We start from the raw sequence: 24,266 nt of genomic DNA on the forward strand, positions 1-24,266 counted from the left end.
GCATCTTCAAATAATTATAAACTTAAACTATTTTCTATGGGATTTTTTGGTGATTTTAAGGCTTCTTTAATGAAAGGAGACGTTTTAAGCTTAGCAACGGCAGTTGTTATTGGTGGCGCTTTTGGTAAAATAGTCGGTTCAGCTGTTGATGATGTCATTATGCCAATCGTTGGATTACTTACTGGTGGAACCGATTTCACAAAAAAGTTCGTAACATTAGATGGTAATAGTTATGCTGATTTAGCGGCTGCAAAAGCGGCTGGTGCTGCGGTGATAACTTATGGAAATTTAGTGCAAGCTATTATTAACTTTGTTATTATTGCTTTATTTATTTTTGTGGTGCTACGAGCTGCTGAAAAAGCAAAGAAAAAAGAAGTAGTTGTTGTTGCAGCTCCAGCGGGACCAACTCAAGAAGAGCTGTTGACACAAATTAGAGATTTGTTAAAAAAGTAATTTCCGCTACATTATATATTCTAATTTATCCTGAATATATTTCAGGACTAAACCGCTTCGTAACCGAGGCGGTTTTTCTTTAACAGTGTGTCTAAAATAGTATCGGCTTTTTTACCATTAAGAAATTAAGATACATTGAGAAGCACTTTAAAGCTTGATTTTCATAATTTCTTAATGGTTAAATAGTTATTTCACAAGTTCACTAAGCAAAAAGGAACAATAACTAGAGACAATTGTACTTTTTATTTTCATGCTTTTACTCAAATGTTACAAATTAAACATTTTGTTATTTTTTGTGAACCCACTTGTTTTGATTTCAATATTACTTACTTTTGCACTTCAAATTTAATATTCACCCGAGCCTGAAAAGCGAACGGACGAAGTAATACTAAAAATATACTATGAAAATAGCAGTTGTAGGAGCCACAGGAATGGTAGGCGAGATCATGTTGAAAGTTTTAGCCGAAAGAAACTTCCCAATAACAGAATTAATTCCAGTAGCATCAGAACGTTCTGTTGGGAAAGAGATTGATTTTAAAGGTCAAAAATATACCGTTGTGGGGTTGCAAACTGCTGTTGACATGAAAGCAGATATTGCTTTATTCTCCGCAGGTGGTGATACTTCATTAGAGTGGGCTCCAAAATTTGCGGCAGCAGGAACTACGGTTATCGATAATTCATCGGCTTGGAGAATGGATCCAACTAAAAAATTAATTGTTCCAGAAATCAATGCAAGCGAATTAACAGCAACAGATAAAATCATCGCTAATCCAAACTGCTCTACCATTCAAATGGTTTTGGTATTGGCTCCCTTGCACAAAAAATACAACATTAAACGTGTGATTGTTTCTACATATCAATCCATCACTGGTACAGGCGTAAAAGCGGTACAGCAACTCGAAAATGAATACGCAGGTGTTCAAGGAGAAATGGCCTATAAGTATCCTATTCACCGTAACGCGATTCCACAATGTGACTCTTTCGAGGACAACGGATATACTAAAGAAGAGATGAAATTGGTTCGAGAAACTAAAAAAATATTAGGGGATAATACCATTGCTGTTACGGCCACTGCGGTTAGAGTACCAGTAGTAGGCGGACACAGCGAAGCAGTAAATGTTGAGTTTACAAATGATTTTGATGTAAATGACGTGAGAAATATTTTGCATCATACCGATGGAGTAGTAGTTCAAGACAATACAGACACGTATACGTATCCAATGCCTTTGTACGCAGAAGGAAAAGATGCTGTTTTTGTAGGTAGAATTCGTAGGGACCTAAGTCAGGAAAACACTCTGAATATGTGGATTGTAGCAGACAACTTGCGAAAAGGAGCGGCTACAAATACCATTCAAATTGCTGAATATTTGATTGCAAATAAATTGGTGTAAGTTATACTTAATGTTAATGATACAAGGCGAACTACTGACATAAAACAGCTAGTTTGTTAAAAAACTACAACTTTCACCGTTGTAGTTTTTTGTTTTATTATCTTTGGCCGCAATGAAAAAGAAGTTTTCTATATTTAGTTTAGTGTTAACGATGACAGTGTTATTTTCGATGCTGTTTCAATCGGTGCATAAATACGAACATATAGCACAACAACTTTCTGAAGTTCAATGTGTTCACAAAAAAAACTCATCCACCGAAATAACGCATCAACATCATGGTTATGATTTTTGTGGTGTTTGTGCTTTTAAAGTGAGTAGTTTTACTTTTTTATTATTGCCAACCTTCGAATCCAATACTTCAGAATTACCTCTTAAAAGAAGTGCTTTCACATCTACTGAAATCACACAATTTTTCAAAGGAAGCCTTTTTGCGCTTCGAGCTCCACCCTTAGTTTAAATAGTATTTTAGAACAATATATCATTTTCAATTTTGGAAATGATTCACATGTTTATATATTTTGAACAAGGAAAATGCAAACAAAAATTTTTATTTTTATCTGCTGCTGTTTCTTTTGTGTCGTTGGTTCTGCACAAAATGCTGTAAGTGGTCAAATTACCGTTTCAGGAGGAATCCCTCTTGCAGGCAGTCACATACACATTGGAAAAAAGACAGTATCCTCGGATGTTTCTGGAAATTATACGATCAGAAAATTACCAACAGGAAATATCAAAGTGTTCGTTTCGTATGTTGGTTATAAATCTGTTGATACACTTGTAAATTTATTGGGTGACCAAGTTTTGAACTTTACTCTAAAAGAAAATACGGACCAACTTCAGGAAGTAGTCGTAAGGCAAAAAGCCAATACGCTGAACAAATCGATTTTGGAACAAAAGATCAAAACGGAAACAATTGAAAAATTTAGTAACCAGACTCTTGGAGATATTCTAAAAGAAGTAGCAGGTGTTTCAAGTCTTAAGACGGGAAGTTCCGTGGTGAAGCCCGTTATCAACGGTTTGTTTGGAAGTCGGGTTCCAATCATTAATAACAATGTACGATTAGAAGATCAAGAATGGGGAACAGAACATGCACCCAATTTTGATGTAAACGCTGCCGGGAAAATAACGGTGATTAAAGGCGCTTCCGGATTACAGTATGGCGGTGATGCCGTAGGAGGGTTAGTAGTTATAGAACCGATTTCGGTAAAAAGGGACACGCTGTTTGGCAAAACCATTCTGAATTTGGCGTCCAATGGCAGAGGCGGTTCCGTTAGTTCAAGTTTGCATAAAGGAAATGATAACGGATGGAGTTGGAACGCTTTGGGAACATTCAAGTATTCAGGCGACAAAGAAGCACCGGATTATGTATTGTCCAATTCAGGAAATCGGGAAGCTAATTTTTCTGGAGATGTAAAATTCACTGGAAAAAAATATGATATTTCCGGTTATTACAGTTTTTACAATACTACGATTGGTATTTTGAGTGCGTCGCATACTGGTAATGTAAACGATTTATACAATTCCATTACCAATAAAACTCCTTTCGTTGTGAATGATTTCACCTACACCATTAAAAATCCAAAGCAGAAGGTGCAGCATCATTTGGCTAAGTTGAACTACAACTATTATTTCGATGAAACGACTTCTTTGGCTGTGCAGTACTCTTTTCAGTTCAATAAGCGATTGGAGTTTGATGTACGAAGAGGAAATTCTAATGATGTAGCCGCTTTAGACTTGGAGTTGACCACGCACACCATTAATGTAGATTACAAAAAAACGTTACATGACTGGACTTTTAAAACTGGATTCAACACTTCCTTCCAGAATAATTTTGCAAATCCGGCCACTGGAATAGATCCGCTGATTCCTAATTTTGAACGAATCGAATTTGGAACGTATGGAATAGCGAGTTATGATTTGTCCGATAGCTTTTCTGTCGATGCAGGACTGCGTTATGACTTTTCGCGAGTGGATGCGGCTAAGTTTTATTATAAATCCAGATGGGAGGAAAGGGGTTACGAAACTGAATTTGCTGATTTTATAGTGCGTGAAGACGGTCTTAAATGGTTAGTAAAGCCTAGTTTTACATTTCATAATATCTCAGCCAGTGCAGGGTTTCACAAGGAATTTGAGGCAGATCTGAATTGGTATTCTAATATTAGCCTAGCGACAAGAAACCCAAATCCATCGGAGTTCTTTAGTGACGGTTTGCATCATTCTACGGGCATAATCGAGTTAGGAGATTTAGCTTTAGACAAAGAACAAGCAATCAAATTATCGACGACATTGCAGAAAAAATGGACTGCTTTCTCGGTTGAGGTGAATCCTTTTATCAATAGCATCCGTAATTTCATGTTCTTGCGTCCTATTGATTTTGAAACTACTACTCGTGGTGCTTTCCCTGTTTGGGAATACCAGCAGACCAATGCAAGATTGACGGGAGTTGATGTTCAAACCCATTGGAAAATAAGCAAACAATGGCAACATGATTTTGCCTTGGCCTATGTTAACGGGAAGGACATCACTAACAAGGAATCTTTAATCGATATTCCGCCCTTGAATGTGAGCAATAAAATTCAGTTTGCAAAAACGGAGTGGAATGATCTAAAACTCGAATTAAAGAGTGAAGTGGTGCTGCGTCAAAATCGATTTCCTGACAATAATTTCATTGCAAATATTATTGTGAATAATGAGTTGGTACCCGTTCTGGTAGACATCAGCACACCGCCACCAGCTTATCAATTGTTGCATTTTTATTCGGAAATGAAATTCAAAACTTTCGGTAAGACCAATGCAACGATCGCATTTTCTGTTCAAAATATTTTAAACACTAGTTACAGGGACTATCTCAACAGACAGCGCTTTTTCGCCGATGAAATGGGTAGAAACTTTCAAATTCAATTAAAATTCAATTATTAAAAAAGTAAAAAAACAAATAATCATGAAAAATTTAAAAATTGCAGCATTAACATTAGTATCCCTTTTCTCTTTAGCTTCTTGTAACAATGATGATCCTGTTGCGGTAAATGAAGAAGAAGTAATCACAACGGTGACTACAACTTTGACCGCTGGAAGTCAGACGGTGACTTTGACTTCAAGAGATCTTGACGGAGATGGGCCAAATGCACCTGTGGTAACAGTTTCTGGAGATTTATTGGTAAACACTACCTACACGGGAACAGTACGTTTCTTAAACGAGGCCGTGACGCCACTTGATGATATTACATTGGAGGTAAAAGAAGAAGGTGATGAGCACCAATTGTTTTTTCAAACTGCTTCAGCAATAGGAGCTTTTACTTATGCCGATGCCGATGTTAACGGTAAGCCTATTGGTTTGGCTTTTACTTTAAGAACAGGAGCAGCTGCTGCAACAGGAACTATTACTGTAGTTTTGAGACATGAACCACTTAAAAGCGCAGCTGGAGTTGTAACTGGAGATATTACAAATGCCGGTGGAGCAACAGACGCACAAATTACATATCCAGTAGTACTTAGATAGGTTTGAAACGATTTGTTATAGATTTTCAAAACGCTACTCGAAAGAGTAGCGTTTTTTGGTTTTAAGTGCAAAAAGTACGGATTACTATTTTAGTGCTTTTTTTGTATTATTGTATAAAGAATTGAATTAATTTTTATTTACCTAAATAATGATGCTACAAAACCAATCTGTAATTCCTGATATTAAAGCCATTATAGCAGCTTCAAAAGACAAAGCGATTAGAGCGGTAGACACTGAAAGAACATTGATGTACTGGCATATTGGGCAACGTATTTTCGAGGAGGAACAAAACGGAAAGGATCGTGCAGACTATGGAACCTACTTAATTAAATTTCTTTCTCAACAATTACAACCAGAATATGGGAGTGGTTTTTCAGTGAGGCAATTAGAGAGATACCGACAGTTTTACCGGATTTTTCCAATTGCGTCCGCATTGCGGACGCAATTGAGCTGGACACAATATAAATTACTTTTGGCAATTGATAATCAGTATAAAAGAGAATTTTATATTGCGGAAAGCGTAAAAAATAATTGGACGTCAAGACAACTCGAACGTCAAATTAACAGTAGTTTATACGAACGCCTTTTAATGAGCAATGATAAAGAAAGCGTACTCGCTGTTGCCAAAAATGAAAAACTGCCTTCGGATGCAAAAGAGATTATAAAAGATCCGATGTATCTTGAATTTCTGGGGTTAAAACGGGAAGCAGCTTACTATGAAAGAGATTTAGAAAGCGCTATAATTACTCATTTGCAAGATTTTTTATTGGAACTAGGAAATGGTTTTTCATTTGTGGCGAGACAAAAAAGAATTCACATTGACGGCGATGAATTTTTTACCGACTTAGTTTTTTATAATCGAATATTACAATGCTTTGTCATTGTCGAAATCAAAACAGATAAACTTACGCATCAGGATATTGGCCAACTACAGATGTATGTCAATTATTACGACCGAGTAGAAAAACTGCCTCGTGAAAATCCAACTATTGGAATTTTGCTTTGTGCAAATAAAAATGATGGAGTTGTAAAATTTACGCTGCCCGAAAACGAGAGAAATATTGTAGCCAGTCAATATAGATTATACCTACCTACTGAACAACAATTGCTAGAAGCTGTGAAAATAGAGTTGGAAAATTTTGATTCAGGAAAAGAAAATAAGTAAGTAAACGATATAACTGTAGCAAAATACGTTATTCGCAAGAGTAGCGTTTTTCTCTGCACCATAAAATAAGTCTTTAGGCTGTTGTTTTTTAACATGTAAGTCATATTAGTACAAAGCTCAAAACGTGACACAAACGAATTCGTTTTAAACATAAATGACCTTAAATGCCTAATATGGTTTATTATTTTTTTGCTGCACACGTCAATTATTTCTAAACTTAAAAAAAACTTATATGGTTAATTTTTTTACCTTCTAAGTTGTGCAAGTAGTAGTCACATTGTCATTTAATCCTAATCAAAAAACAAACACTTTTTTTGGTTTTATTTAAGACTTTCCCACCTTTACAACACTAACTATTTCCCTATTTTTGTAATAACCTAAAAAATTAACTAATGAAGAATTCCTTTTTAATAATGGCTGTAACCTCTGCAATGGCAACTTTTGGCCAAAATAAAAACGAAAAAATAACATACCCCACTACTAGCAAAGGGGCAACTGTTGATGCGTATTTTGATACGAAACTTCCGGATCCGTATCGCTGGCTTGAAGACGACAAATCAGCTGAGACAGGTGCTTGGGTCAAAGCCCAAAACGAAGTAACCTACGGATATCTCAACCAAATCCCGTTTCGTGATGCGTTAAAAGCAAGAATGGAAAAACTGTGGAATTACGAAAAAATAGGAGCGCCTTTCAAAGAAGGGAATTTCACGTATTACTATAAAAACAACGGTTTACAAAACCAATCGGTGTTGTATCGCAAAGATGCCAAAGGAACTGAAACTGTTTTCTTAGACCCAAATACGTTTTCTAAAGACGGAACCACATCGCTTGGCGGATTGGATTTCTCCAAAGACGGTTCAAAAGTAGCCTACGCTATTTCAGAAGGCGGAAGCGACTGGAGAAAAGTCATTATCATGGATGCCATGACTAATAAAATAATCGAAGACACGATTGTCGATGTAAAATTCAGCGGCGTGTCTTGGAAAGCAAACGAAGGATTCTACTATTCTAGTTATGATAAACCAAAAGGAAGCGAATTATCGGCAAAAACCGATCAACATAAATTGTATTTCCATAAGTTAGGAACGGCACAAAAAAACGATAAAGTAATTTTTGGTGCCGACCAAAAACGCCGTTACGTAGGCGGTGGTGTGACTGAGGATGATCGTTACCTTATAATTACGGCGGCAAATTCTACCTACGGGAATGAGTTGTACATCAAAGATTTGACAAAACCCAACAGTCCTATTGTGACTATTGTGGATAATTTCAAAAGCGACAACAACATCATCGAAAACGAAGGTGGAAAATTATTCATAGAAACCGACCTGAACGCGCCCAACAAACGCATCGTTACCGTGGATGTCAACAACCCAAAACCAGAAAACTGGAAAAATTTCATTGCCGAAACAGAGAATGTGTTATCTCCATCAATAGGTGGCGGTTATTTCTTTGCAAATTACATGAAAGATGCCGTTTCATTAGTAAAACAATATGATTATTCCGGAAAATTGGTTCGCGAAATCAAACTACCAGGAGTGGGAACAGCGGGCGGTTTTAGTGGAAAGAAAAAAGAGAAAAATCTTTATTTCTCGTTTACAAATTACATCACACCCGGTTCTATTTTTAGTTTAGATACACAAACAGGAACCTCTGTTGTGTATGAAAAACCAAAAGTAGATTTCAATACCGATTTGTATGAGTCTAAGCAAGTGTTTTATACCTCAAAAGACGGTAACAAAATCCCAATGATTATCACCCACAAAAAAGGATTAAAACTAGATGGAACCAACCCAACCATGCTTTACGGATATGGCGGATTCAACGTGAGTTTAACGCCAAGTTTCAGTATTGCCAATGCCATCTGGATGGAAAACGGAGGCGTTTATGCCGTACCTAATTTACGTGGCGGTGGCGAATACGGGAAAAAATGGCACGATGCAGGAACCAAAATGCAAAAACAAAATGTATTTGATGATTTCATTGCAGCAGCTGAATATTTAATTGCTCAGAAATACACTTCTTCACAATACCTAGCCATTCGTGGTGGGTCAAACGGAGGATTGCTGGTAGGTGCTACCATGACGCAACGACCAGATCTAATGAAAGTCGCTTTGCCAGCAGTGGGCGTGATGGACATGTTGCGTTACCACACCTTTACCGCAGGAGCAGGTTGGGCGTATGATTACGGAACGGCGCAGGACAGCAAGGAAATGTTTAGTTACATCAAAGGCTATTCTCCCGTACACAATGTAAAAGCGGGAGTTCAATATCCAGCAACAATGGTCACAACGGGCGATCACGATGATAGAGTAGTGCCGGCACACAGTTTCAAGTTTGCTGCCGAATTACAGGAAAAACAAACCGGAACCAACCCAACCCTTATTCGCATTGACATCAATGCAGGACATGGCGCCGGAAAATCCGTAGCAGCAACCATACAGGAAAACGTCGATATTCAGGCCTTTACCTTATTCAATATGGGCGTAACCGAATTGCAAAAATCACCTAAATAAGATTTATTTTTAGGAGCTTTTTCCTGCTGTACACTGTATCTTTTCCTCCGCCGAAAGTGGCGGAAGGAAAAGGATGCCGTTCCCATCAGGGCTAGGGCATTCGATTCCTCAAGACGATTGTCATTGCGAGGAACGAAGCAATCACATCACAAATTGATAAATTTTCAAAAAACGCTATTCTAAAGAGTAGTGTTTTTTTTGTAATTACCAAATTTTCATATAAAATTTTACTTACATATGAAGATTTTGGAATTAAATCCAGGTTAATATTTTTTTTATTAATAAATTTGAATGCTTTACAAATTTTCATGAAAAATAAATTTACCTACATAGATCTTTTTGCGGGTTGTGGCGGATTGTCACTAGGGTTGCATCAAGCTGGATGGCAAGGCATTTTTGCTGTAGAGAAAAGTCCTGATGCGTTTAAAACCTTAGAACACAACTTAATTAAAAATAAAAATCATTTCGATTGGCCAAAATGGTTACCTACAAAGGCTTTAGAAATAAATTCAGTACTTGATAGCTACAATTCTAAATTAGAAAAACTCAAGGGAAAAGTGACAATGATAGCGGGAGGACCGCCTTGTCAAGGGTTTTCTATGGCAGGAAAACGAAATGAGTTTGATTTAAGAAATGACCTTATAAACTCCTATATCAATTTCGTTAAAATTGTTGAACCTAAAATTATTTTCTTTGAAAATGTGAAGGGGTTTACAATGGAATTCAAGAAAAATAAAGAAAAAGGAGTTGCCTATTCTTCACAAGTGACTCAAAAGCTTGATGAATCCGGATATTATGTGAAAGGACAGTTGGTGAATTTTGGAGATTATGGAGTTCCTCAAAAAAGAACCCGTTTTATTCTTGTGGGCATAAAAAAGACTTTGAAAAATGCTACACAAGAAAAAGTCGAAAGCTTTTTTGACTCTTTAAAAGAAAATCGCTTTGATTTTTTAAAAGCCAAAGGCCTAAACGTAGAAACTAATTTACAAGATGCGATTTCTGATTTGTTCAAAGGAAACGGATTAAAAGAAACTCCAGATTTTCCAAGTTTTCAATCTGGAATTTACGGAAAAGAAAAAGGTAATTATCAAAAACTAATGCGCGAGGGGATTGAAAATACCATTGCGGATAGTCACCGTTTTCCAAAACATTCTCCAGTAATCATTGAAAGATTTAAAAATATACTGGAAGAAACTAAAGGCAGAAGAAATTTAAACATTAGTAAAGTAATTCAAGAGAAATATAAAATTAAAAAACGTACAGTTATTCCTCTGAATAGTATAGATAAAACTCCAACAATAACCACACTTCCAGATGATTATATACATTATTTAGAACCTCGTATTTTAACGGTTCGTGAATATGCAAGGATTCAATCTTTCCCTGATTGGTATAAATTTCAAGGGAAATACACTACAGGAGGAAAATTAAGAACTCAAGAAGTACCGAGATACACACAAATAGGAAATGCAATTCCACCACTTTTTACTGAACAAAGCGGATTGATTTTAAAACAACTTATTTAAAAGAATGCAAAATCCATTATCATTCAAAGTTAGTTCTGCTTTAAAGAATATCATAGGAAGTGATTTAATCAATGATGATTTTATTGCTGTTTTTGAATTAGTTAAAAATGCTTATGATGCGCATGCAACCAAAGTTGAGATTATATTTGAAGATATTTATTCTAGTAGAGGTAAGATAACCATAAAAGATAATGGTAAAGGAATGAACTATGACGACCTTATTAACAAATGGTTATTTGTAGCTTATTCAGCAAAGATTGAAGGAACTGAAGAAGATAGTTATGATTATCGTGATAAAATTAAAGTAAAAAGAGCATATGCAGGCGCAAAAGGAATTGGTCGTTTTTCATGTGATAGACTAGGAAGTAATCTTTATTTAGAAACCATAAAGGATGAAATAAATCCAAAAGTTGAAGTTTTAATAACTGACTGGAATAAATTTGAAGGAGATATTAAAGACGAATTTGTTAACATAACTGTATTACAAGAAACGATTGAAGAAAGTAATTATGATATTGAACACGGAACAATTCTTGAAATTACTAATTTAAAAAGTAAATGGAATAGAGAAAAATTTCTTCAATTAAAAGATGCTCTGTCAAGATTAATAAATCCTAATACGATTAATGAAAATGATTCATTTAATATAACATTAAAAGTAAAAGAAGAGGTTGAAAATGATAAAGATCAAATTTTAAAAAATAGAAAGCAAGTTAATCATCCTAAGAGTCCAATAGATCCAAATTTAGTAAAATACATAAAGATTGTCAATGGAGATATTCAAAATTTAATATTTGACACTTTAGGCATCAAAACTACTTACATAGAGTCAAAAGTTTACGATTCAGAAATAATTACTACTTTATTTGAAGCAGGCAAAATGGTTTATTCTGTAACTGAAGAAAATCCATTTAAAAACTTTAAAGATTTGAATTTTTCAATTTATTATTTAAATGTATCTGCTAAATCAACTTTTAGCAGGAGAATGGGGTTACAACCTGTTGAGTATGGACATATATTTGTTTATAAAAACGGTTTAAGGATTTTTCCATACGGTGAAAGAGCAAAAGATCCATTAAAAATGGACAATAGAAAAGCACAAGGACATAGTCGATATTTAGGAACTCGAGAAGTTATTGGTTATATTTCAATTGAAGGAAAAAACAATAATCTTCGTGAGACTTCAAGTAGAGGGGATGGATTAATAAAAACAGAAACTTATTTTGAATTAGAAAATTGGTTTTACGAAACTTTAAAGAAATTAGAGAAGTATATTATTGACGTTACTGATTGGGGAAATTCACTTTCTCCAGAAGAATTTATAAATTTTGATAATGTTTTCATCAAAAACAAAGGTCAAGAAAACGAAAAAATCAATGACATCAACGAAAACTTAAGAAAGTTATTAAATGGATTAACCAACTCTAAAAATGTTTTGCGATTTGAGGTTTCAGATGAAATATTAAGCATTTTAAATAAAAAATCTGAAAACTCTATAAATACAGTATTAAGTAATCTTACTGAACAAATTAAAACTGATTCTTTTAATAAAGACGAAGTCATTAGTACAATTAAGAAAGCTGAAAAAAAGATTGATGAATTACGTAAAGTAAAAGAAGAAGCAGAAGCAGAAGCTTTTGAAAAGTTAATTGAAAACGAAAAACTCTCCAAAGAATTAAGTGAAGAAATTACAAAAAAACTTTTTGACAACTCAATAAATAATAGAGATAAAGAAGATTTGTTGATGTTACAGCATCAAATTGTTCATACAGCTGGAAATATAACTTTTAGCCTTGATGAATTAATAAAATCAATAAATAGCAATATTTCTAAAGAAAAGCTTATTGAAGAAGTTCTTAATATTAATCTTGAGGTAAAGAAAATATTGAGTGCCTCTAGATTTGTTACAAATGCAGGATTTAATCTGGAAAGCGAAAAGATAACCGAGGATATTATTCAATTTACTTATGATTATGTTTTAAATAATTATATTCCTGCAAACTCATTTATTCATCAAAAACAGCCAATCAAAATAAATTTTGAACAACCACAAAATTTGAAAAAAATAATAAAATTTATGCCTTTAGAATTGACTGTTTTATTTGACAATCTTTTTACAAATTCTAAAAAAGCTAAAGCAAAAAATATTGATATTAAATGGTTGAAAAATAAAGATAGTTACGTATTGACATTTAAAGATGATGGTGATGGTATTCCTGATGAAATAAAAGATAAAATATTTGAGTTTGGTTTTACAAAAACAAATGGCTCTGGAATTGGTTTATCGTTAGCTAAACAGACTTTAGCTAAATTAAAAGCCGAAATAATTGTTAATACAGATTATAGTAAAGGTGTTGAATTCTTAATAAAATTTCCATTATGAAATTAAATTATAATATTATTTGGGTTGATGATAAAATAGATACCAGACCATACAAATCAATTAAAAAAGAAATATTTAATTTTATTACAGAGGAATTTTTCAATTGCAAAATAGAAGAAGCTGAGGATTTTAATGAATTTGTTCAATTGTTTACTGACAGCACAACCTATGACTTAATAATAACTGATCTATCATTAAACAGTGGAACAACTGGTAAACAAGTAATTGATTACATAAGAGATAATAAACATAATCATACTGAAATATTTTTTTATTCAGCAAATACTCAATTAAGACAACAGGAATTAATTAATAGTAATAGAATCACATTCTACCAACTTACAGAAGGGAACTATAACGAATTAAAGAATGAGATAATTGATTTAGTAAAATTGACAATTTCAAAATTTCAACATATTGTCTCAATGAGAGGATTAATAATGAACGAGGTGAGTTCTCTAGATGCTCAAATGTTAGACATCGTAAACACTTACATTGATAATACTGGAGAAGAAAGTATTATTAATAGTGTTATTGATGATTTAATAAGTTTTCATTCTGAAAAATTAAAAAATTCCGAAAAGTACAAACAACAAAATAATATTAGTAAAGTATTATCGGATCCAGTACTTTTTTCTTCATTTCAAAGAGCTAATGCAATTGAAAATATAATTAATGCGATTGGTTGTGAAAATTTTATAGATGATTTCAAAACAAATGTAATTAAAACTAGAAATAATTTTGCTCATGCTGTCTTCATAAAAGATAAAAAAACTGGGAGAGAATATTTTCAAGATAAAAAAGGAGGAATTGATTTTAATGAGGAAAAATGTAGAGATATTAGAAAAAACATCAATACTCACAAAGAAAATTTAGATAACTTACAATCAAAAATTGGTTAGATGAAAATTCGAAACCTCTGGACTCGTGAAGAATTAATACTTGCTTTTAATTTGTATTTAAAAATTGAATTCGGGAAAACTCATAAGGGTAATCCAAAAGTTATTGCTTTGGCAAATATATTAGGCAGGACGCCAAGTTCTATCGGGATGCGATTAGGTAATTTTGCAAGTGTTGATCCCTATCATCAGAAAAGAGGGGTAGGTGGTTTAAAAGGAGGGATGAATCAAGTTAAACCAATTTGGGATGAATTCTTTCATAATCAGGAAGAACTGGTTTTTCTCAGCGAACAAATTTTAGCTCAAAAAGAAAATACTTCCATAGAAAATAAATACCAAGATATTCTTTTCGACTTAAAAGGATTAAAAGGAGAAACGGTTATTCGTGAAGTGAAAACTAGAGTAAATCAGTCTGTTTTTAGACAAATGGTTTTAACAAATTACAATACTCAATGTGCAATTACGGGAATTGATATTCCTGAATTATTATTAGCAAGTCATATTGTTCCTTGGTCAAAAAATGAAAACGAAAGATTAAATCCAGAAAATGGAATATGCCTTTCTGCTCTCTATGATAAAGCTTTTGATAAAGGATTGATTGGTGTTAACTCAAGCTACCAAGTAATATTGTCAAATAGTCTAAAAAAGAAGAAGGAAACTTCTTTTTACCAAAATCATTTTGTTTCCATTGAAAATCAAAGAATTGTTGATGGAATTAAATATTTGCCACGAAAAGAATTTTTAGAATTTCACCTTGATACTATTTTCGAAAAATGAAAAAACCAAATTTATTTGCAATATACAGAAAAGGGGAACATCTAGGAAACGAAAGAGGGTTTTCAACTGCAGATGCAATAAAGAAATATTTGATTGCTTCATCTTTTGAAACTCTTTTGGATGATTCTGAATTTGTATCTCAATATTCAAGTAATCTTGCGGTTGAATATGTTCATTTCCCCAAGTTTAATTCTGATAAAAAAGAGATTTTAGAAGTCCAAAAAAGTAAATTTGATTATTGGGCATTCATAGAACAATACTGTCCAAAATATTCTTCATCTCATAGTGTTTTACTTAGTGATATTTTAACTAGAAAGCTTCATGGAGAAGAAATTTGTGAAGAAGATGAAGAATTAATAAAAGATTGGGATGTTAGAAAGGAATTATTTGAACTTGATAAAGAATTACTTTGTGAGGCTTTTGAAAACTTTTTCAATACTGTTTATCCTCAATAACTTCGATAATTAAGTGTGCTTTATTTTCACAATGTTTTATTAATTGGTTCGGTTTTTCATACTGCAATCGGTAAATTTGAGAATAGAACATTAAATAAATAAAAACATGACAGTACAAATCAACACAGACAACAATGTAGAAGGACACGCACGTTTGAAAGCGTATATAGCTGAGGAATTAGGAACCGCTTTAGCGCGTTTTGAAGATAAAGTAACCCGTTTAGAAGTGCATCTTGCAGACGAAAACAGTGATAAATTCGGAATCAACGACAAACGATGCCTTATCGAAGCCAGACCAGTAAATATGCAACCCGTTGCAGTTACCAATCACGCCGATACTACCGAAAAAGCTTTTCACGGTGCCTTAGACAAAATCAAAAAAGTGTTGGACACGGCTTTTGAAAAACAGAAAGCGTATTAAATAGTTGCCTTTTGGCAAACAAAAAAATGACACTGTCTAAATAAGATAGTGTCATTTTTTTTTGGTTAAGATTCTTTAGAATTGGGATAGTGGTTTTAATAATTTTAGCAGTAAATTAGGACTTTTAATTTAATATCGAAAGGCATTGAGAAGTAGCAATTTGAGAAAATGTAATTATAGAACAAAATGATGGAAAACATAAAATTATTTGAAAGCCAAAAAATACGTTCCTCATATGATAACGAACAAGAGAAATGGTTTTTTTCAATTGTAGATATTATTGCTGCTTTAACAGATAGTAATAATCCACAAGTGTATTTGCGCGTTTTAAAAAAACGACTTTTGGCTGAAGGAAATGAAACCGTTACAAATTGTAACGGTTTGAAAATGGTAGCTCCTGATGGTAAGATGCGTTTAACAGATGTTGCTGATACAGAGCAACTATTCCGTTTGATTCAATCTATTCCTTCACCAAAAGCAGAGCCTTTTAAACAATGGTTAGCTAAAATAGGCTACGAACGCATAGAAGAGAGTCAAGATCCAGAAAAGGCAATTGATCGTGCTATGGAAAATTATTTGAAATTAGGATACTCTACAGCATGGATTAATCAGCGTCTAAAAAGCATCGAAGTTAGAAAAGAACTCACCGATGAATGGGAAAATAGAGGTGTAAAAAAAGGGCAAGAAATGGAACGAAGTGGAATTCTTGAACTCCTTACAAAAAATAAAAAGCATGTAAGAAATTTGCCTCACTTACTGATATAATTACCCAAGCTTGGAGCGGAAACACAGTAAAGCAGTACAAGAATTTAAAAGGCTTAAAAAAAGAAAACCTAAGAGATAATATGACCAATTTAGAATTGGTATTAAATATGTTGGCGGAAGCAACCACAACAGAAATTAGTAAAGAAAATAATCCTAAAACATTTACTGATAATAAAAAAATGGCCCGAAAAGGAGGCGAAATTGCTGGAAATACCCGAAAGCAAATTGAAGAACAAACGGGTAAAAAAATTGTTAGCCCACAAAATGCTAAAGTTTTAAAAGAAGATAAGAATAAATTAAAAGAATAGTTCTAACAACAAATTGAATGCTTAACTAGTTTTAAAGTTGTTTTAAATAATAGCCTTTTGGCACGCCAAAAAAATGACACTGTCTTATGGAGATAGTGTCATTTTTTTTGGTTGCTATTTTCTGGAAAACAGAGCAAATTTTATTTATCAAATAGTAGAGCTGCTAGTTTTTCATCTCTTTTATACACATCTTCATAGAAATGAATCACTCCGTCTGCGTCTACCCATGCGGTAAAATAACCAATATAAACGGGTATTTTATTTTTGAGCGTGTACCAATATTCTTCTCCGCCGTTTATAGCAGTTTCTATCTTTTCAGGATTCCATTTTTTATCGTTTTTCATAATCATGGCAGCAAGTTCTTTTGGTTTGGCTACACGAATACAGCCGTGGCTAAAAGCGCGATCCTCTTTCCCAAATAAACTTTTGGAAGGCGTATCGTGCAAATAAATCGCATTCGAATTAGGAAATAAAAACTTTACTAATCCCAATGAATTTTCGGGTCCGGGTCTTTGTCTTACATAACTATCCTTCCATTCCATGTTGTGTTCAGCCAAGTAGTTTGGATTCTTCTCAATGGCAGGAAGAATCTCTTTCTTAAGTATACTGGCAGGCACATTCCAATACGGTCGAAAAACAATATATTTCATTGGTGCACTAAAAATTACGGTTTTGTTCAGCGCTTTTCCAACTACAACCTTAGATACTAATTCTGGTTTCCCATCTCGGAAAAAAGTTAATTCATATGCAGGTATGTTTACCACAATTAATTCGTTTGATTTAGTAATATCATTCGAAATCCATCGGCAACGTTCCATGTTGATCATAATGTTTTTAATGCGTTCAGCAACGGGCACATTCATGTATTTGATGTGCTCTGGTAATATTTTTTTGTTGAGTGTATTGCCACTTCTCTTTTTAAATTTTAATATTCCATCTGCTAATTCAGCGTCATAAACGGCGCTTTTAGAATCTCGTGAAATATCATTAGTAATAAAAAGACGTGTTCTTATTTGTGCAATTGCGGTGGCACTATCACCCACTTTATAAGACTTAACGGTTGAATCTAGTGCGATGGCTTTCCATCCTCCTTTTTTTTGTAGTGCTCGGTATTCTTGCAATACTTTTTTTAGCAGGTAATACTGTTTCAATACACCTTTTTCTTCTTTATTTATTAATGAAGGATTGATTAACAGCGAATCTAAATAATTGACATAGGATTGTCTTTTTCGAGGCAAAAACCAACCTAAATCTTGTGTTTTTTGAGTGCTGATGCCATCGTATACTTTATCTGCATAAAAAAAGTACAGCGCAGAACTAAACAATTCAGTGTTAATACTTGCTTTTTGATTGTCTTCTGGATTGTCATAAATATCATCTAATTTTTCCTTGTACGGAATTTCAGCTTCTAGTCCTTCCTGGCTCATGTTATTTACTTTGTTGTATAGCAAGCCAGCAAATTCATTGAGACCATCTTTATCAAACCAAATGTAATGAAACTGATGTTTGCGGTATAATTGTTCTACTTCGCTTTGGTAATTTTTTAGTTTTGGATATTTTTTAAAAAAAGTATTGATTTGAGTGCTGTCAAAAGCAACTTCAACGGTATTTAAACTTGGTGCACTTGCAGCATCATTGGGATTATTTTTCTTTTTACAAGAAACAATTGTCAACAGCATTGTAAAAACAATAATAAGTATTGGGGAACATAACTTTCTCATAATTGGAACTTTAAATCTTAAATTTTTCTGTTTAAAGCAATACAAAAGTACGTCAAAACTTGATATGTAATTTTGAATTAACAGGACTGGTCTGCATGCATATTTTTTTTTGAGACAGATTATTAAAAACAATTCAAATATAAAACATTGCAAATGAAACGATTGTATTTGTTTTTTTTATTTTTTAACAAAATTCTAAATTAAATCGAACCGTGAAAATCCAAAAATTATGAAAGGAATTAAGTAAATCTTCAAAGTTTTTTATTCCAAAAGGCGTAAGGTCTATTGATGTGTTATGTTGTCGAAACTATTATATCAAATCGATTCTTTCCGCTTCGCTCAAAAAACGCTGTAGTAAAGATGTAACTCTGTCTTGTGAATGCGCAGTAAAAGACAACACGGTAATGTCTCAAAAAATAGTGCTATTGCTTTACGTATTTTGGGTCTTGTGGGTTTGATCTCAAATGACAGTTTGTTGGTTGTGTAATTAGGTATTGTGCGATTGATTTCTGTATTGTGTGTTTTTATGCTACCTTTATTCGACACAAAAAAGGAGTACGCGCATACTACTAGCTTTTGATGGAGAAATAAAAATAATACCGAATAAAATGAAAAAACTACTAGCTGTTTTGACTGTAATAACCGTACTAGGTTGTAAAAGTGTGATGGTAAATCAAACCGATTCTATAAACGAAATCAATGTCACATTAGATGCTTGGCATAAAGCTGCAGCAGATGCTAATTATAATACGTACTTTAACTTAATGACTGATGATGCAATTTTTATTGGTACTGATGCAACAGAAAATTGGAATAAAACAGCATTTCAGGCCTATGCAAAACCACATTTTGATAAAGGGAAAGCGTGGAGTTTTACAGCTTTAGAACGCCATATTTATTTTGATAAAACAGGAAAAACCGCTTGGTTTGACGAATTGCTGAATACTCAAATGAAAATTTGTCGCGGCTCAGGTGTGTTAGTCAAAATAGGACAAGAGTGGAAAATAAAACAATACGTTTTGTCTATGACAATCCCAAATGACAATTCCAACAAAGTGATTGAATTGAAATCAGCAAGCGAGTCGGTTATTATCGATAAGCTTAAGGCTCAAGGAATAAAAAACTAAGAGCTGGTTCTGTTTTAAGTAAATAATAGATTTCGTTATCGAAAGTTGCCTGCTGATTTTTCATTTTTTTGCTACTTTGACATTCGGTCTTATATATTTCCTTAATTTTGCCGAAATATTCAAAAAAGTGGGAAGCAAAAATAAATTAAAGAGGTTCAAGGAAAACGAGACATTTGTTAATGTTTTTCAACCAACGAGAGAAGAGGTAGTAGGTGATTTATTTCCTTTGAAAGGCAAGTGGAATACAGAATTCTTCAAAAATGACAATCCATTAGTGTTAGAGCTAGGTTGCGGAAAAGGAGAATATTCTGTTGGACTTGCAGAACGATATCCGAATAAAAATTTCGTAGGAATCGATATTAAAGGAGCTCGTTTTTGGCGTGGTGCCAAGACTGCTGTAGAAACTGGCTTACTTAATGTTGCTTTTATTAGAACCCAAATTGAATTAATCAATCATATTTTTGCTGAAAATGAAGTAGATGAAATCTGGATCACTTTTCCAGATCCGCAAATAAAATACAAACGAACCAAACACCGAATGACAAATTCAGAGTTTTTGCAGTTGTATAAAAAAATCCTCAAAAAAGACGGAGTTGTTAACTTAAAAACCGACAGTGAGTTTATGCACGGCTACACACTTGGTTTACTTCATGGCGAAGGTCACGAAGTTTTATATGCCAATCATAATGTGTATGTAAACGAGGGAAGTCCTGAGGAAGTGACTGCATTTCAAACTTTTTATGAAAAACAATATTTGGAAATTAACAAAGCAATTACGTATATTCGATTTAAAATTAAAGAATAGTACTGCTTTTTTAATGTTTGTATTTTGCCTATGAATTTAATTACTTCCTTGTTTCTGGGTTTTGTTACTGCTTTTGTAGGGATTACGCCTCCGGGTTTGATTAATATGACAGCAGCTAAAGTGAATCTAAAGGAAGGTAAAAAAAGTGCCTATTGGTTCGTTCTTGGAGCGGTAATTATCATTTTCTTTCAGGCTGCTATTGCAATACTATTTGCACAATTTATAAAAGAACGTCCCGAAGTTATTGTACTGTTGCGCGAATTTGGTTTTGTAATATTTGCTTTATTGACAGTCTATTTTTTATTGATTGCCAAAAAGCCAAAGAAGAAAAAAGAAATAATTAAAAAAAGGAGCACTTCGACTCGTTTTTTTCTTGGTATGCTGCTTTCAGCGCTCAATTTTTTTCCAATTCCATATTATGTTTTTGTTAGCGTAACTTTGGCGTCCTATAATTTGTTTTATTTTGATACCACTTATGTCTTTATTTTTGTATCGGGAGTAGTATTAGGTTCTTTTTTGGTATTTTATTTTTACATAACTTTTTTTCAAAAAATACAAAATAAGACCGATTATTTAATGCGCAATATGAATAGCATTATAGGCGGTATAACGGGTTTGGTATCTTTGATCACACTAATAAATATTATCCGGTATTATTGGTAGTAGATTTTTAATCTTCAAAAAAGCAAACTTTCTTTTTATCAAACATAAAGCCATGTCCGACGATAACTTTTTTGAAAGGGTTTACGCTGTAGTACGGCAAATTCCATACGGCAAAGTGACCTCTTACGGCGCTATTGCAAAAGCTTTAGGCACAGCTCGATCCGCTAGAATGGTGGGTTGGGCCATGAATGCGTCTCATACTTTAGGTGATGTTCCAGCACATCGCGTGGTCAATAGAAATGGATTGCTAACTGGAAAATTACATTTTGACGGAACAAATTTGATGCAACAGTTGTTGGAAAACGAGGGCATTGTTGTTGTTAATAATCAGATTGTAGATCTTGATTCGGTTTTTTGGGTTCCCGAGATCCGAATGGAGTAGCAAACTTTTCTTTGATTATAAAAGTGTTGAATTGGTTGATAAATAGAAAAGCAGGGCTATAAGTAGTGGCAATTTGCAAATCAATAAATGCAATACAAATCCTTTAAAATAAGAACTTAAACTGCTATCTTTGTAATCTGAAATCAGATTAAATAAAGATAATATTCTGGTATGCAAATACTAATAGAAAACAGTTAAATAAAAATGAAATTAGAAAGAAAAGACATTCTTAAAGCATTAGAAACCATAACCATAGCTGGAGAAGGGAAAAACATGGTGGAGAGTGGCGCTATTGCAAATGTGATTACTTTTGGTGATGAAGTGGTTGTAGATTTAATCTTGCACACACCAGCAATGCACATTAAGAAGCGCGCAGAAGATGATATCAAAAAAGCAATTTTAGAATTAGTATCAACAGAAGCTAAAATAAAAATTAACAGTAAAGTTGACGTTCCAGACAAGGTAGAAATCAAAGGAAAAGCTATTCCAGGAATCAAAAATATAATTGGTGTTGCTTCTGGTAAAGGCGGAGTTGGAAAATCAACAGTAACAGCAAATTTAGCGGTGTCACTAGCTAAAATGGGTTTTTCAGTAGGAATATTAGATGCTGATATTTATGGGCCTTCGATGCCAATCATGTTTGATGTCGAGAACGAAAAACCAATTTCAGTTACCGTAGATGGCAAATCTAAAATGAAACCGGTAGAAAGCTATGAAGTAAAAATACTGTCAATAGGATTTTTTACAGCACCAAGTCAAGCAGTAATTTGGAGAGGACCAATGGCTTCTAAAGCGTTAAACCAAATGATTTTTGATGCAGATTGGGGAGAATTAGACTTTATGTTAGTCGATTTGCCACCAGGTACTGGAGATATTCACCTTTCTATTGTTCAATCCTTGCCTATCACAGGTGTAGTAATTGTAAGTACACCACAAGCAGTAGCTTTGGCCGATGCAAAAAAAGGAGTTTCGATGTTTATGTCTGAAGCGATAAATGTTCCTGTTTTAGGAATTATAGAAAACATGGCGTATTTCACACCAGAGGAATTACCAGAAAATAAATATTACATTTTTGGAAAAGAAGGCGCAAGAAATCTTTCTGAAGATCTTGATGTTGCCTTTCTTGGAGAAGTGCCAATTGTGCAATCCATTCGTGAAGCCGGAGATTATGGCCGTCCGGCAGCGATGCAAGAGGGTTCCGTTATCCAAACTGTTTTTGAAGAAATCACTAGAAATGTAGTACAGGAAGTTGTTAATAGAAATGAAAATTTACCAGCGACTGAGGCTGTAAAAATTACAACTATGGCAGGTTGTTCCGCAGTAAATAAAAAATAGAAATTAGAATCTTTTGAAAATTAATTATAATCTTTCAATTTTCTAATCTTTCAATCTTTAAATAAAGAAAATGACAACAGAAGAATTAACAATAGAAGTTCAAAAAGCACTCGAAGAAATTAGACCTTTTTTGAACTCAGATGGCGGTGACATCACACTAATTTCCATCGAAGATGATAAGCATGTAAAAGTGCGTCTCGAGGGAGCTTGTACCAGTTGCAGTGTCAACCAGATGACGTTGCGTGCCGGGGTAGAAACCACCATTAAAAAATTTGCTCCACAAATAGAAACTGTTGTTAATATCCTATAAACGGTATTAAGCGTTCCTTTTAAATAGAAAAGATAAAAAAGACCTATGTTTTTCTACTAAAAGCATAGGTCTTGCTATTGTCTCAATGAAACTCTCAACCCACAACTGATTTATGGATGTATTAATAAAGATAAAAGATAGAGAAGGAGTAGTACATGAATTGCAGGCTCCCACCGATATGGCTATGAATATTATGGAACTTTGTAAAGCGTATGAGCTTCCAGTTGAAGGAACTTGTGGCGGAATGGCTATGTGCGCTTCTTGCCAATGTTATGTTTTGAATGATGTGCCGCTGCCAGAAATGAATGATGATGAAGAGGCTATGTTATCAGAAGCATTTTATGTAAAATCAAATAGCCGTTTGGGTTGTCAAATTCCAATAACCGAAAGCCTCGAAGGATTAGAATTAGAGTTGGCTCCGGAAAATTAGTTTAAAAGCGAGAAGAAATTCTCGCTTTTTATTTGTAATCTTTTAAGTTGGTTGGACCTTCCAATACTTCTCTAACAACTTGCAAAATGCCATCTTCTTTGGTATCAATAAACCATTTTATTAGGGTGATCGTTCCTGCCACAATTTCTATGCCCGTAATACTTCTCGGATGTACACAACTTCCGTCATTGAAATAGGGTGTCGAATTTAGGCTTGGATAGGAGAAACTAGGGCGATGCGTGTGTCCAACTATTGTTATTTTACGACCGTTATTTTCACTCCATTTTTTGATGCGGAGTTCAATTTTTATGCGCTCCATATAATTTTTAGCAGGACTTGTTGGATCTGAAATCCCCCATATTTGCAATGGTTTCCATAATATTCGTACCATAAACCGATTGATTTTCCAACCGATGTAATTCATGAAATCAGCCTGATGGCCGTGTGTCAAAAACAATTCTTGATTGGTATCTTCATGAACTAAAACGAGTGCTTCATGACATTTAATACCAGTAAATAAAGGTTCTTCTTTGTCGTTTTGCGTATTGGTATAAGTAGAGAGTGTTTTTTGTGCGTGCGCGTTATCTTTAAAAGTCATTTCATGGTTGCCCCAAATTTTGTAATATCTTTTAGAATCATGAAATTTTTTAAGTAATAAATAAACGCTTTTGTGTGCCTCAAAAATGGTTTTAAAAAAGATGTTTTCCCAAAGTTCATCACCATCCCCGAGTTCAAAATAGGTAAATCCATCATTGTAATACTGGGTCATTGCATGAAAATAAACATTTCGATTGCTGGCAAAGTCATCGGCAAAGCTGTTGTCACTGCGATGGCAATCACTAAAGAGAATAAACTTCGATTGATCGTTAAAAGGAATTCTCTGTGCTTCTATAAAAGCTCTTGTTAATCGTTCTTGCGAAGCCATTTTTTTAATTTGA

24 protein-coding genes are annotated in these 24,266 nt (G+C 33.8%); 22 read left to right on the forward strand and 2 right to left on the reverse strand.

Going from position 1 to position 24,266, the window contains the following annotated elements; all coding sequences use genetic code 11:
• The first annotated feature begins 36 nt into the window (after positions 1-36).
• The 15 genes from mscL (at position 37) to ACNQGB_RS05415 (ending at position 16,555) form a co-directional block, all read left to right on the forward strand.
• Entirely contained in the window at positions 37-453 is a 417-nt protein-coding gene (mscL, locus tag ACNQGB_RS05345; RefSeq protein ID WP_417945142.1) for a large conductance mechanosensitive channel protein MscL, read from the forward strand.
• A gap of 401 nt (positions 454-854) precedes the next feature.
• Positions 855-1,844, forward strand: a complete 990-nt coding sequence (locus ACNQGB_RS05350; protein ID WP_417945140.1) for an aspartate-semialdehyde dehydrogenase — start codon at positions 855-857, stop codon at positions 1,842-1,844.
• A gap of 112 nt (positions 1,845-1,956) precedes the next feature.
• The gene (locus ACNQGB_RS05355) at positions 1,957-2,301 is read left to right on the forward strand and encodes a hypothetical protein (protein ID WP_417945138.1); all 345 of its coding nucleotides are present in this window, start codon (positions 1,957-1,959) and stop codon (positions 2,299-2,301) included.
• 74 nt (positions 2,302-2,375) lie between these two features.
• Entirely contained in the window at positions 2,376-4,760 is a 2,385-nt protein-coding gene (locus ACNQGB_RS05360) for a TonB-dependent receptor (protein ID WP_417945137.1), read from the forward strand.
• Positions 4,761-4,782: 22 nt separating this feature from the next.
• On the forward strand, positions 4,783-5,340 hold the full coding sequence (locus ACNQGB_RS05365) for a type 1 periplasmic binding fold superfamily protein (RefSeq protein ID WP_417945135.1): 558 nt from the start codon (positions 4,783-4,785) through the stop codon (positions 5,338-5,340).
• Between the two features lie 151 nt (positions 5,341-5,491).
• Positions 5,492-6,505, forward strand: a complete 1,014-nt coding sequence (locus tag ACNQGB_RS05370; protein ID WP_417945176.1) for a PDDEXK nuclease domain-containing protein — start codon at positions 5,492-5,494, stop codon at positions 6,503-6,505.
• A gap of 413 nt (positions 6,506-6,918) precedes the next feature.
• Complete coding sequence (locus ACNQGB_RS05375) at positions 6,919-9,021, forward strand: prolyl oligopeptidase family serine peptidase (protein ID WP_417945174.1); 2,103 nt, start codon at positions 6,919-6,921, stop codon at positions 9,019-9,021.
• 308 nt (positions 9,022-9,329) lie between these two features.
• A complete protein-coding gene (locus ACNQGB_RS05380; RefSeq protein WP_417945134.1) occupies positions 9,330-10,547 on the forward strand; it encodes a DNA cytosine methyltransferase in 1,218 nt (405 codons plus the stop codon).
• Positions 10,548-10,551: 4 nt separating this feature from the next.
• A complete protein-coding gene (locus ACNQGB_RS05385; protein ID WP_417945132.1) occupies positions 10,552-12,930 on the forward strand; it encodes a sensor histidine kinase in 2,379 nt (792 codons plus the stop codon).
• A complete protein-coding gene (locus ACNQGB_RS05390) occupies positions 12,927-13,832 on the forward strand; it encodes a hypothetical protein (protein ID WP_417945130.1) in 906 nt (301 codons plus the stop codon). The genes ACNQGB_RS05385 and ACNQGB_RS05390 overlap by 4 nt, the downstream gene beginning before the upstream one ends.
• The gene (locus ACNQGB_RS05395) at positions 13,833-14,606 is read left to right on the forward strand and encodes an HNH endonuclease (RefSeq protein WP_417945128.1); all 774 of its coding nucleotides are present in this window, start codon (positions 13,833-13,835) and stop codon (positions 14,604-14,606) included.
• The gene (locus ACNQGB_RS05400; RefSeq protein ID WP_417945126.1) at positions 14,603-15,061 is read left to right on the forward strand and encodes a hypothetical protein; all 459 of its coding nucleotides are present in this window, start codon (positions 14,603-14,605) and stop codon (positions 15,059-15,061) included. The genes ACNQGB_RS05395 and ACNQGB_RS05400 overlap by 4 nt, the downstream gene beginning before the upstream one ends.
• A gap of 106 nt (positions 15,062-15,167) precedes the next feature.
• On the forward strand, positions 15,168-15,482 hold the full coding sequence (locus ACNQGB_RS05405) for an HPF/RaiA family ribosome-associated protein (protein WP_099713737.1): 315 nt from the start codon (positions 15,168-15,170) through the stop codon (positions 15,480-15,482).
• A 189-nt stretch (positions 15,483-15,671) separates the two neighbouring features.
• Positions 15,672-16,247: a BRO-N domain-containing protein gene (locus ACNQGB_RS05410; protein ID WP_417945124.1), complete on the forward strand. Its 576-nt coding sequence runs from the start codon at positions 15,672-15,674 to the stop codon at positions 16,245-16,247.
• Positions 16,248-16,327: 80 nt separating this feature from the next.
• A complete protein-coding gene (locus tag ACNQGB_RS05415) occupies positions 16,328-16,555 on the forward strand; it encodes a hypothetical protein (protein ID WP_417945122.1) in 228 nt (75 codons plus the stop codon).
• 140 nt (positions 16,556-16,695) lie between these two features.
• Here ACNQGB_RS05415 and ACNQGB_RS05420 read toward each other — a convergent pair whose 3' ends face one another.
• A complete protein-coding gene (locus ACNQGB_RS05420; protein WP_417945120.1) occupies positions 16,696-18,276 on the reverse strand; it encodes a L,D-transpeptidase family protein in 1,581 nt (526 codons plus the stop codon).
• Positions 18,277-18,884: 608 nt separating this feature from the next.
• On the opposite strand from ACNQGB_RS05420, the gene ACNQGB_RS05425 reads away from it, so the two are divergent.
• From ACNQGB_RS05425 to ACNQGB_RS05455, 7 genes are all read left to right on the forward strand, one after another.
• Complete coding sequence (locus ACNQGB_RS05425) at positions 18,885-19,403, forward strand: nuclear transport factor 2 family protein (RefSeq protein ID WP_417945119.1); 519 nt, start codon at positions 18,885-18,887, stop codon at positions 19,401-19,403.
• Between the two features lie 127 nt (positions 19,404-19,530).
• Complete coding sequence (gene trmB / locus ACNQGB_RS05430; protein WP_417945118.1) at positions 19,531-20,208, forward strand: tRNA (guanosine(46)-N7)-methyltransferase TrmB; 678 nt, start codon at positions 19,531-19,533, stop codon at positions 20,206-20,208.
• Between the two features lie 30 nt (positions 20,209-20,238).
• The gene (locus ACNQGB_RS05435; RefSeq protein WP_417945117.1) at positions 20,239-20,871 is read left to right on the forward strand and encodes a LysE family transporter; all 633 of its coding nucleotides are present in this window, start codon (positions 20,239-20,241) and stop codon (positions 20,869-20,871) included.
• Positions 20,872-20,923: 52 nt separating this feature from the next.
• Positions 20,924-21,253 carry an MGMT family protein gene (locus ACNQGB_RS05440; protein ID WP_417945115.1) on the forward strand — a complete coding sequence of 110 codons (330 nt, stop codon included), beginning with the start codon at positions 20,924-20,926 and terminating at the stop codon, positions 21,251-21,253.
• A 204-nt stretch (positions 21,254-21,457) separates the two neighbouring features.
• Complete coding sequence (locus tag ACNQGB_RS05445) at positions 21,458-22,588, forward strand: Mrp/NBP35 family ATP-binding protein (protein ID WP_417945114.1); 1,131 nt, start codon at positions 21,458-21,460, stop codon at positions 22,586-22,588.
• Positions 22,589-22,658: 70 nt separating this feature from the next.
• On the forward strand, positions 22,659-22,898 hold the full coding sequence (locus ACNQGB_RS05450) for a NifU family protein (RefSeq protein ID WP_073205171.1): 240 nt from the start codon (positions 22,659-22,661) through the stop codon (positions 22,896-22,898).
• A 112-nt stretch (positions 22,899-23,010) separates the two neighbouring features.
• The gene (locus ACNQGB_RS05455; RefSeq protein WP_309756649.1) at positions 23,011-23,328 is read left to right on the forward strand and encodes a 2Fe-2S iron-sulfur cluster-binding protein; all 318 of its coding nucleotides are present in this window, start codon (positions 23,011-23,013) and stop codon (positions 23,326-23,328) included.
• Positions 23,329-23,356: 28 nt separating this feature from the next.
• Here ACNQGB_RS05455 and ACNQGB_RS05460 read toward each other — a convergent pair whose 3' ends face one another.
• Complete coding sequence (locus tag ACNQGB_RS05460) at positions 23,357-24,253, reverse strand: serine/threonine protein phosphatase (protein WP_472777078.1); 897 nt, start codon at positions 24,251-24,253, stop codon at positions 23,357-23,359.
• Positions 24,254-24,266 lie beyond the last annotated feature (13 nt).

The organism is Flavobacterium frigidum, assembly GCF_048286795.2.

Bases quoted from the DNA above. Each gene is read 5' to 3' on its own strand.
- ACNQGB_RS05385 (WP_417945132.1), top strand. From the start codon at position 10,552: ATGCAAAATCCATTATCATTCAAAGTTAGTTCTGCTTTAAAGAATATC.
- ACNQGB_RS05370 (WP_417945176.1), top strand. From the start codon at position 5,492: ATGCTACAAAACCAATCTGTAATTCCTGATATTAAAGCCATTATAGCA.
- ACNQGB_RS05380 (WP_417945134.1), top strand. From the start codon at position 9,330: ATGAAAAATAAATTTACCTACATAGATCTTTTTGCGGGTTGTGGCGGA.
- ACNQGB_RS05455 (WP_309756649.1), top strand. From the start codon at position 23,011: ATGGATGTATTAATAAAGATAAAAGATAGAGAAGGAGTAGTACATGAA.
- ACNQGB_RS05355 (WP_417945138.1), top strand. From the start codon at position 1,957: ATGAAAAAGAAGTTTTCTATATTTAGTTTAGTGTTAACGATGACAGTG.
- ACNQGB_RS05365 (WP_417945135.1), top strand. From the start codon at position 4,783: ATGAAAAATTTAAAAATTGCAGCATTAACATTAGTATCCCTTTTCTCT.
- ACNQGB_RS05445 (WP_417945114.1), top strand. From the start codon at position 21,458: ATGAAATTAGAAAGAAAAGACATTCTTAAAGCATTAGAAACCATAACC.
- ACNQGB_RS05390 (WP_417945130.1), top strand. From the start codon at position 12,927: ATGAAATTAAATTATAATATTATTTGGGTTGATGATAAAATAGATACC.
- ACNQGB_RS05375 (WP_417945174.1), top strand. From the start codon at position 6,919: ATGGCTGTAACCTCTGCAATGGCAACTTTTGGCCAAAATAAAAACGAA.
- ACNQGB_RS05460 (WP_472777078.1), bottom strand. From the start codon at position 24,253: ATGGCTTCGCAAGAACGATTAACAAGAGCTTTTATAGAAGCACAGAGA.
- ACNQGB_RS05360 (WP_417945137.1), top strand. From the start codon at position 2,376: ATGCAAACAAAAATTTTTATTTTTATCTGCTGCTGTTTCTTTTGTGTC.
- ACNQGB_RS05395 (WP_417945128.1), top strand. From the start codon at position 13,833: ATGAAAATTCGAAACCTCTGGACTCGTGAAGAATTAATACTTGCTTTT.
- mscL (WP_417945142.1), top strand. From the start codon at position 37: ATGGGATTTTTTGGTGATTTTAAGGCTTCTTTAATGAAAGGAGACGTT.
- ACNQGB_RS05405 (WP_099713737.1), top strand. From the start codon at position 15,168: ATGACAGTACAAATCAACACAGACAACAATGTAGAAGGACACGCACGT.
- ACNQGB_RS05435 (WP_417945117.1), top strand. From the start codon at position 20,239: ATGAATTTAATTACTTCCTTGTTTCTGGGTTTTGTTACTGCTTTTGTA.
- ACNQGB_RS05420 (WP_417945120.1), bottom strand. From the start codon at position 18,276: ATGAGAAAGTTATGTTCCCCAATACTTATTATTGTTTTTACAATGCTG.
- ACNQGB_RS05400 (WP_417945126.1), top strand. From the start codon at position 14,603: ATGAAAAAACCAAATTTATTTGCAATATACAGAAAAGGGGAACATCTA.
- ACNQGB_RS05415 (WP_417945122.1), top strand. From the start codon at position 16,328: ATGACCAATTTAGAATTGGTATTAAATATGTTGGCGGAAGCAACCACA.
- ACNQGB_RS05350 (WP_417945140.1), top strand. From the start codon at position 855: ATGAAAATAGCAGTTGTAGGAGCCACAGGAATGGTAGGCGAGATCATG.
- ACNQGB_RS05450 (WP_073205171.1), top strand. From the start codon at position 22,659: ATGACAACAGAAGAATTAACAATAGAAGTTCAAAAAGCACTCGAAGAA.
- ACNQGB_RS05410 (WP_417945124.1), top strand. From the start codon at position 15,672: ATGGAAAACATAAAATTATTTGAAAGCCAAAAAATACGTTCCTCATAT.
- ACNQGB_RS05425 (WP_417945119.1), top strand. From the start codon at position 18,885: ATGAAAAAACTACTAGCTGTTTTGACTGTAATAACCGTACTAGGTTGT.
- ACNQGB_RS05440 (WP_417945115.1), top strand. From the start codon at position 20,924: ATGTCCGACGATAACTTTTTTGAAAGGGTTTACGCTGTAGTACGGCAA.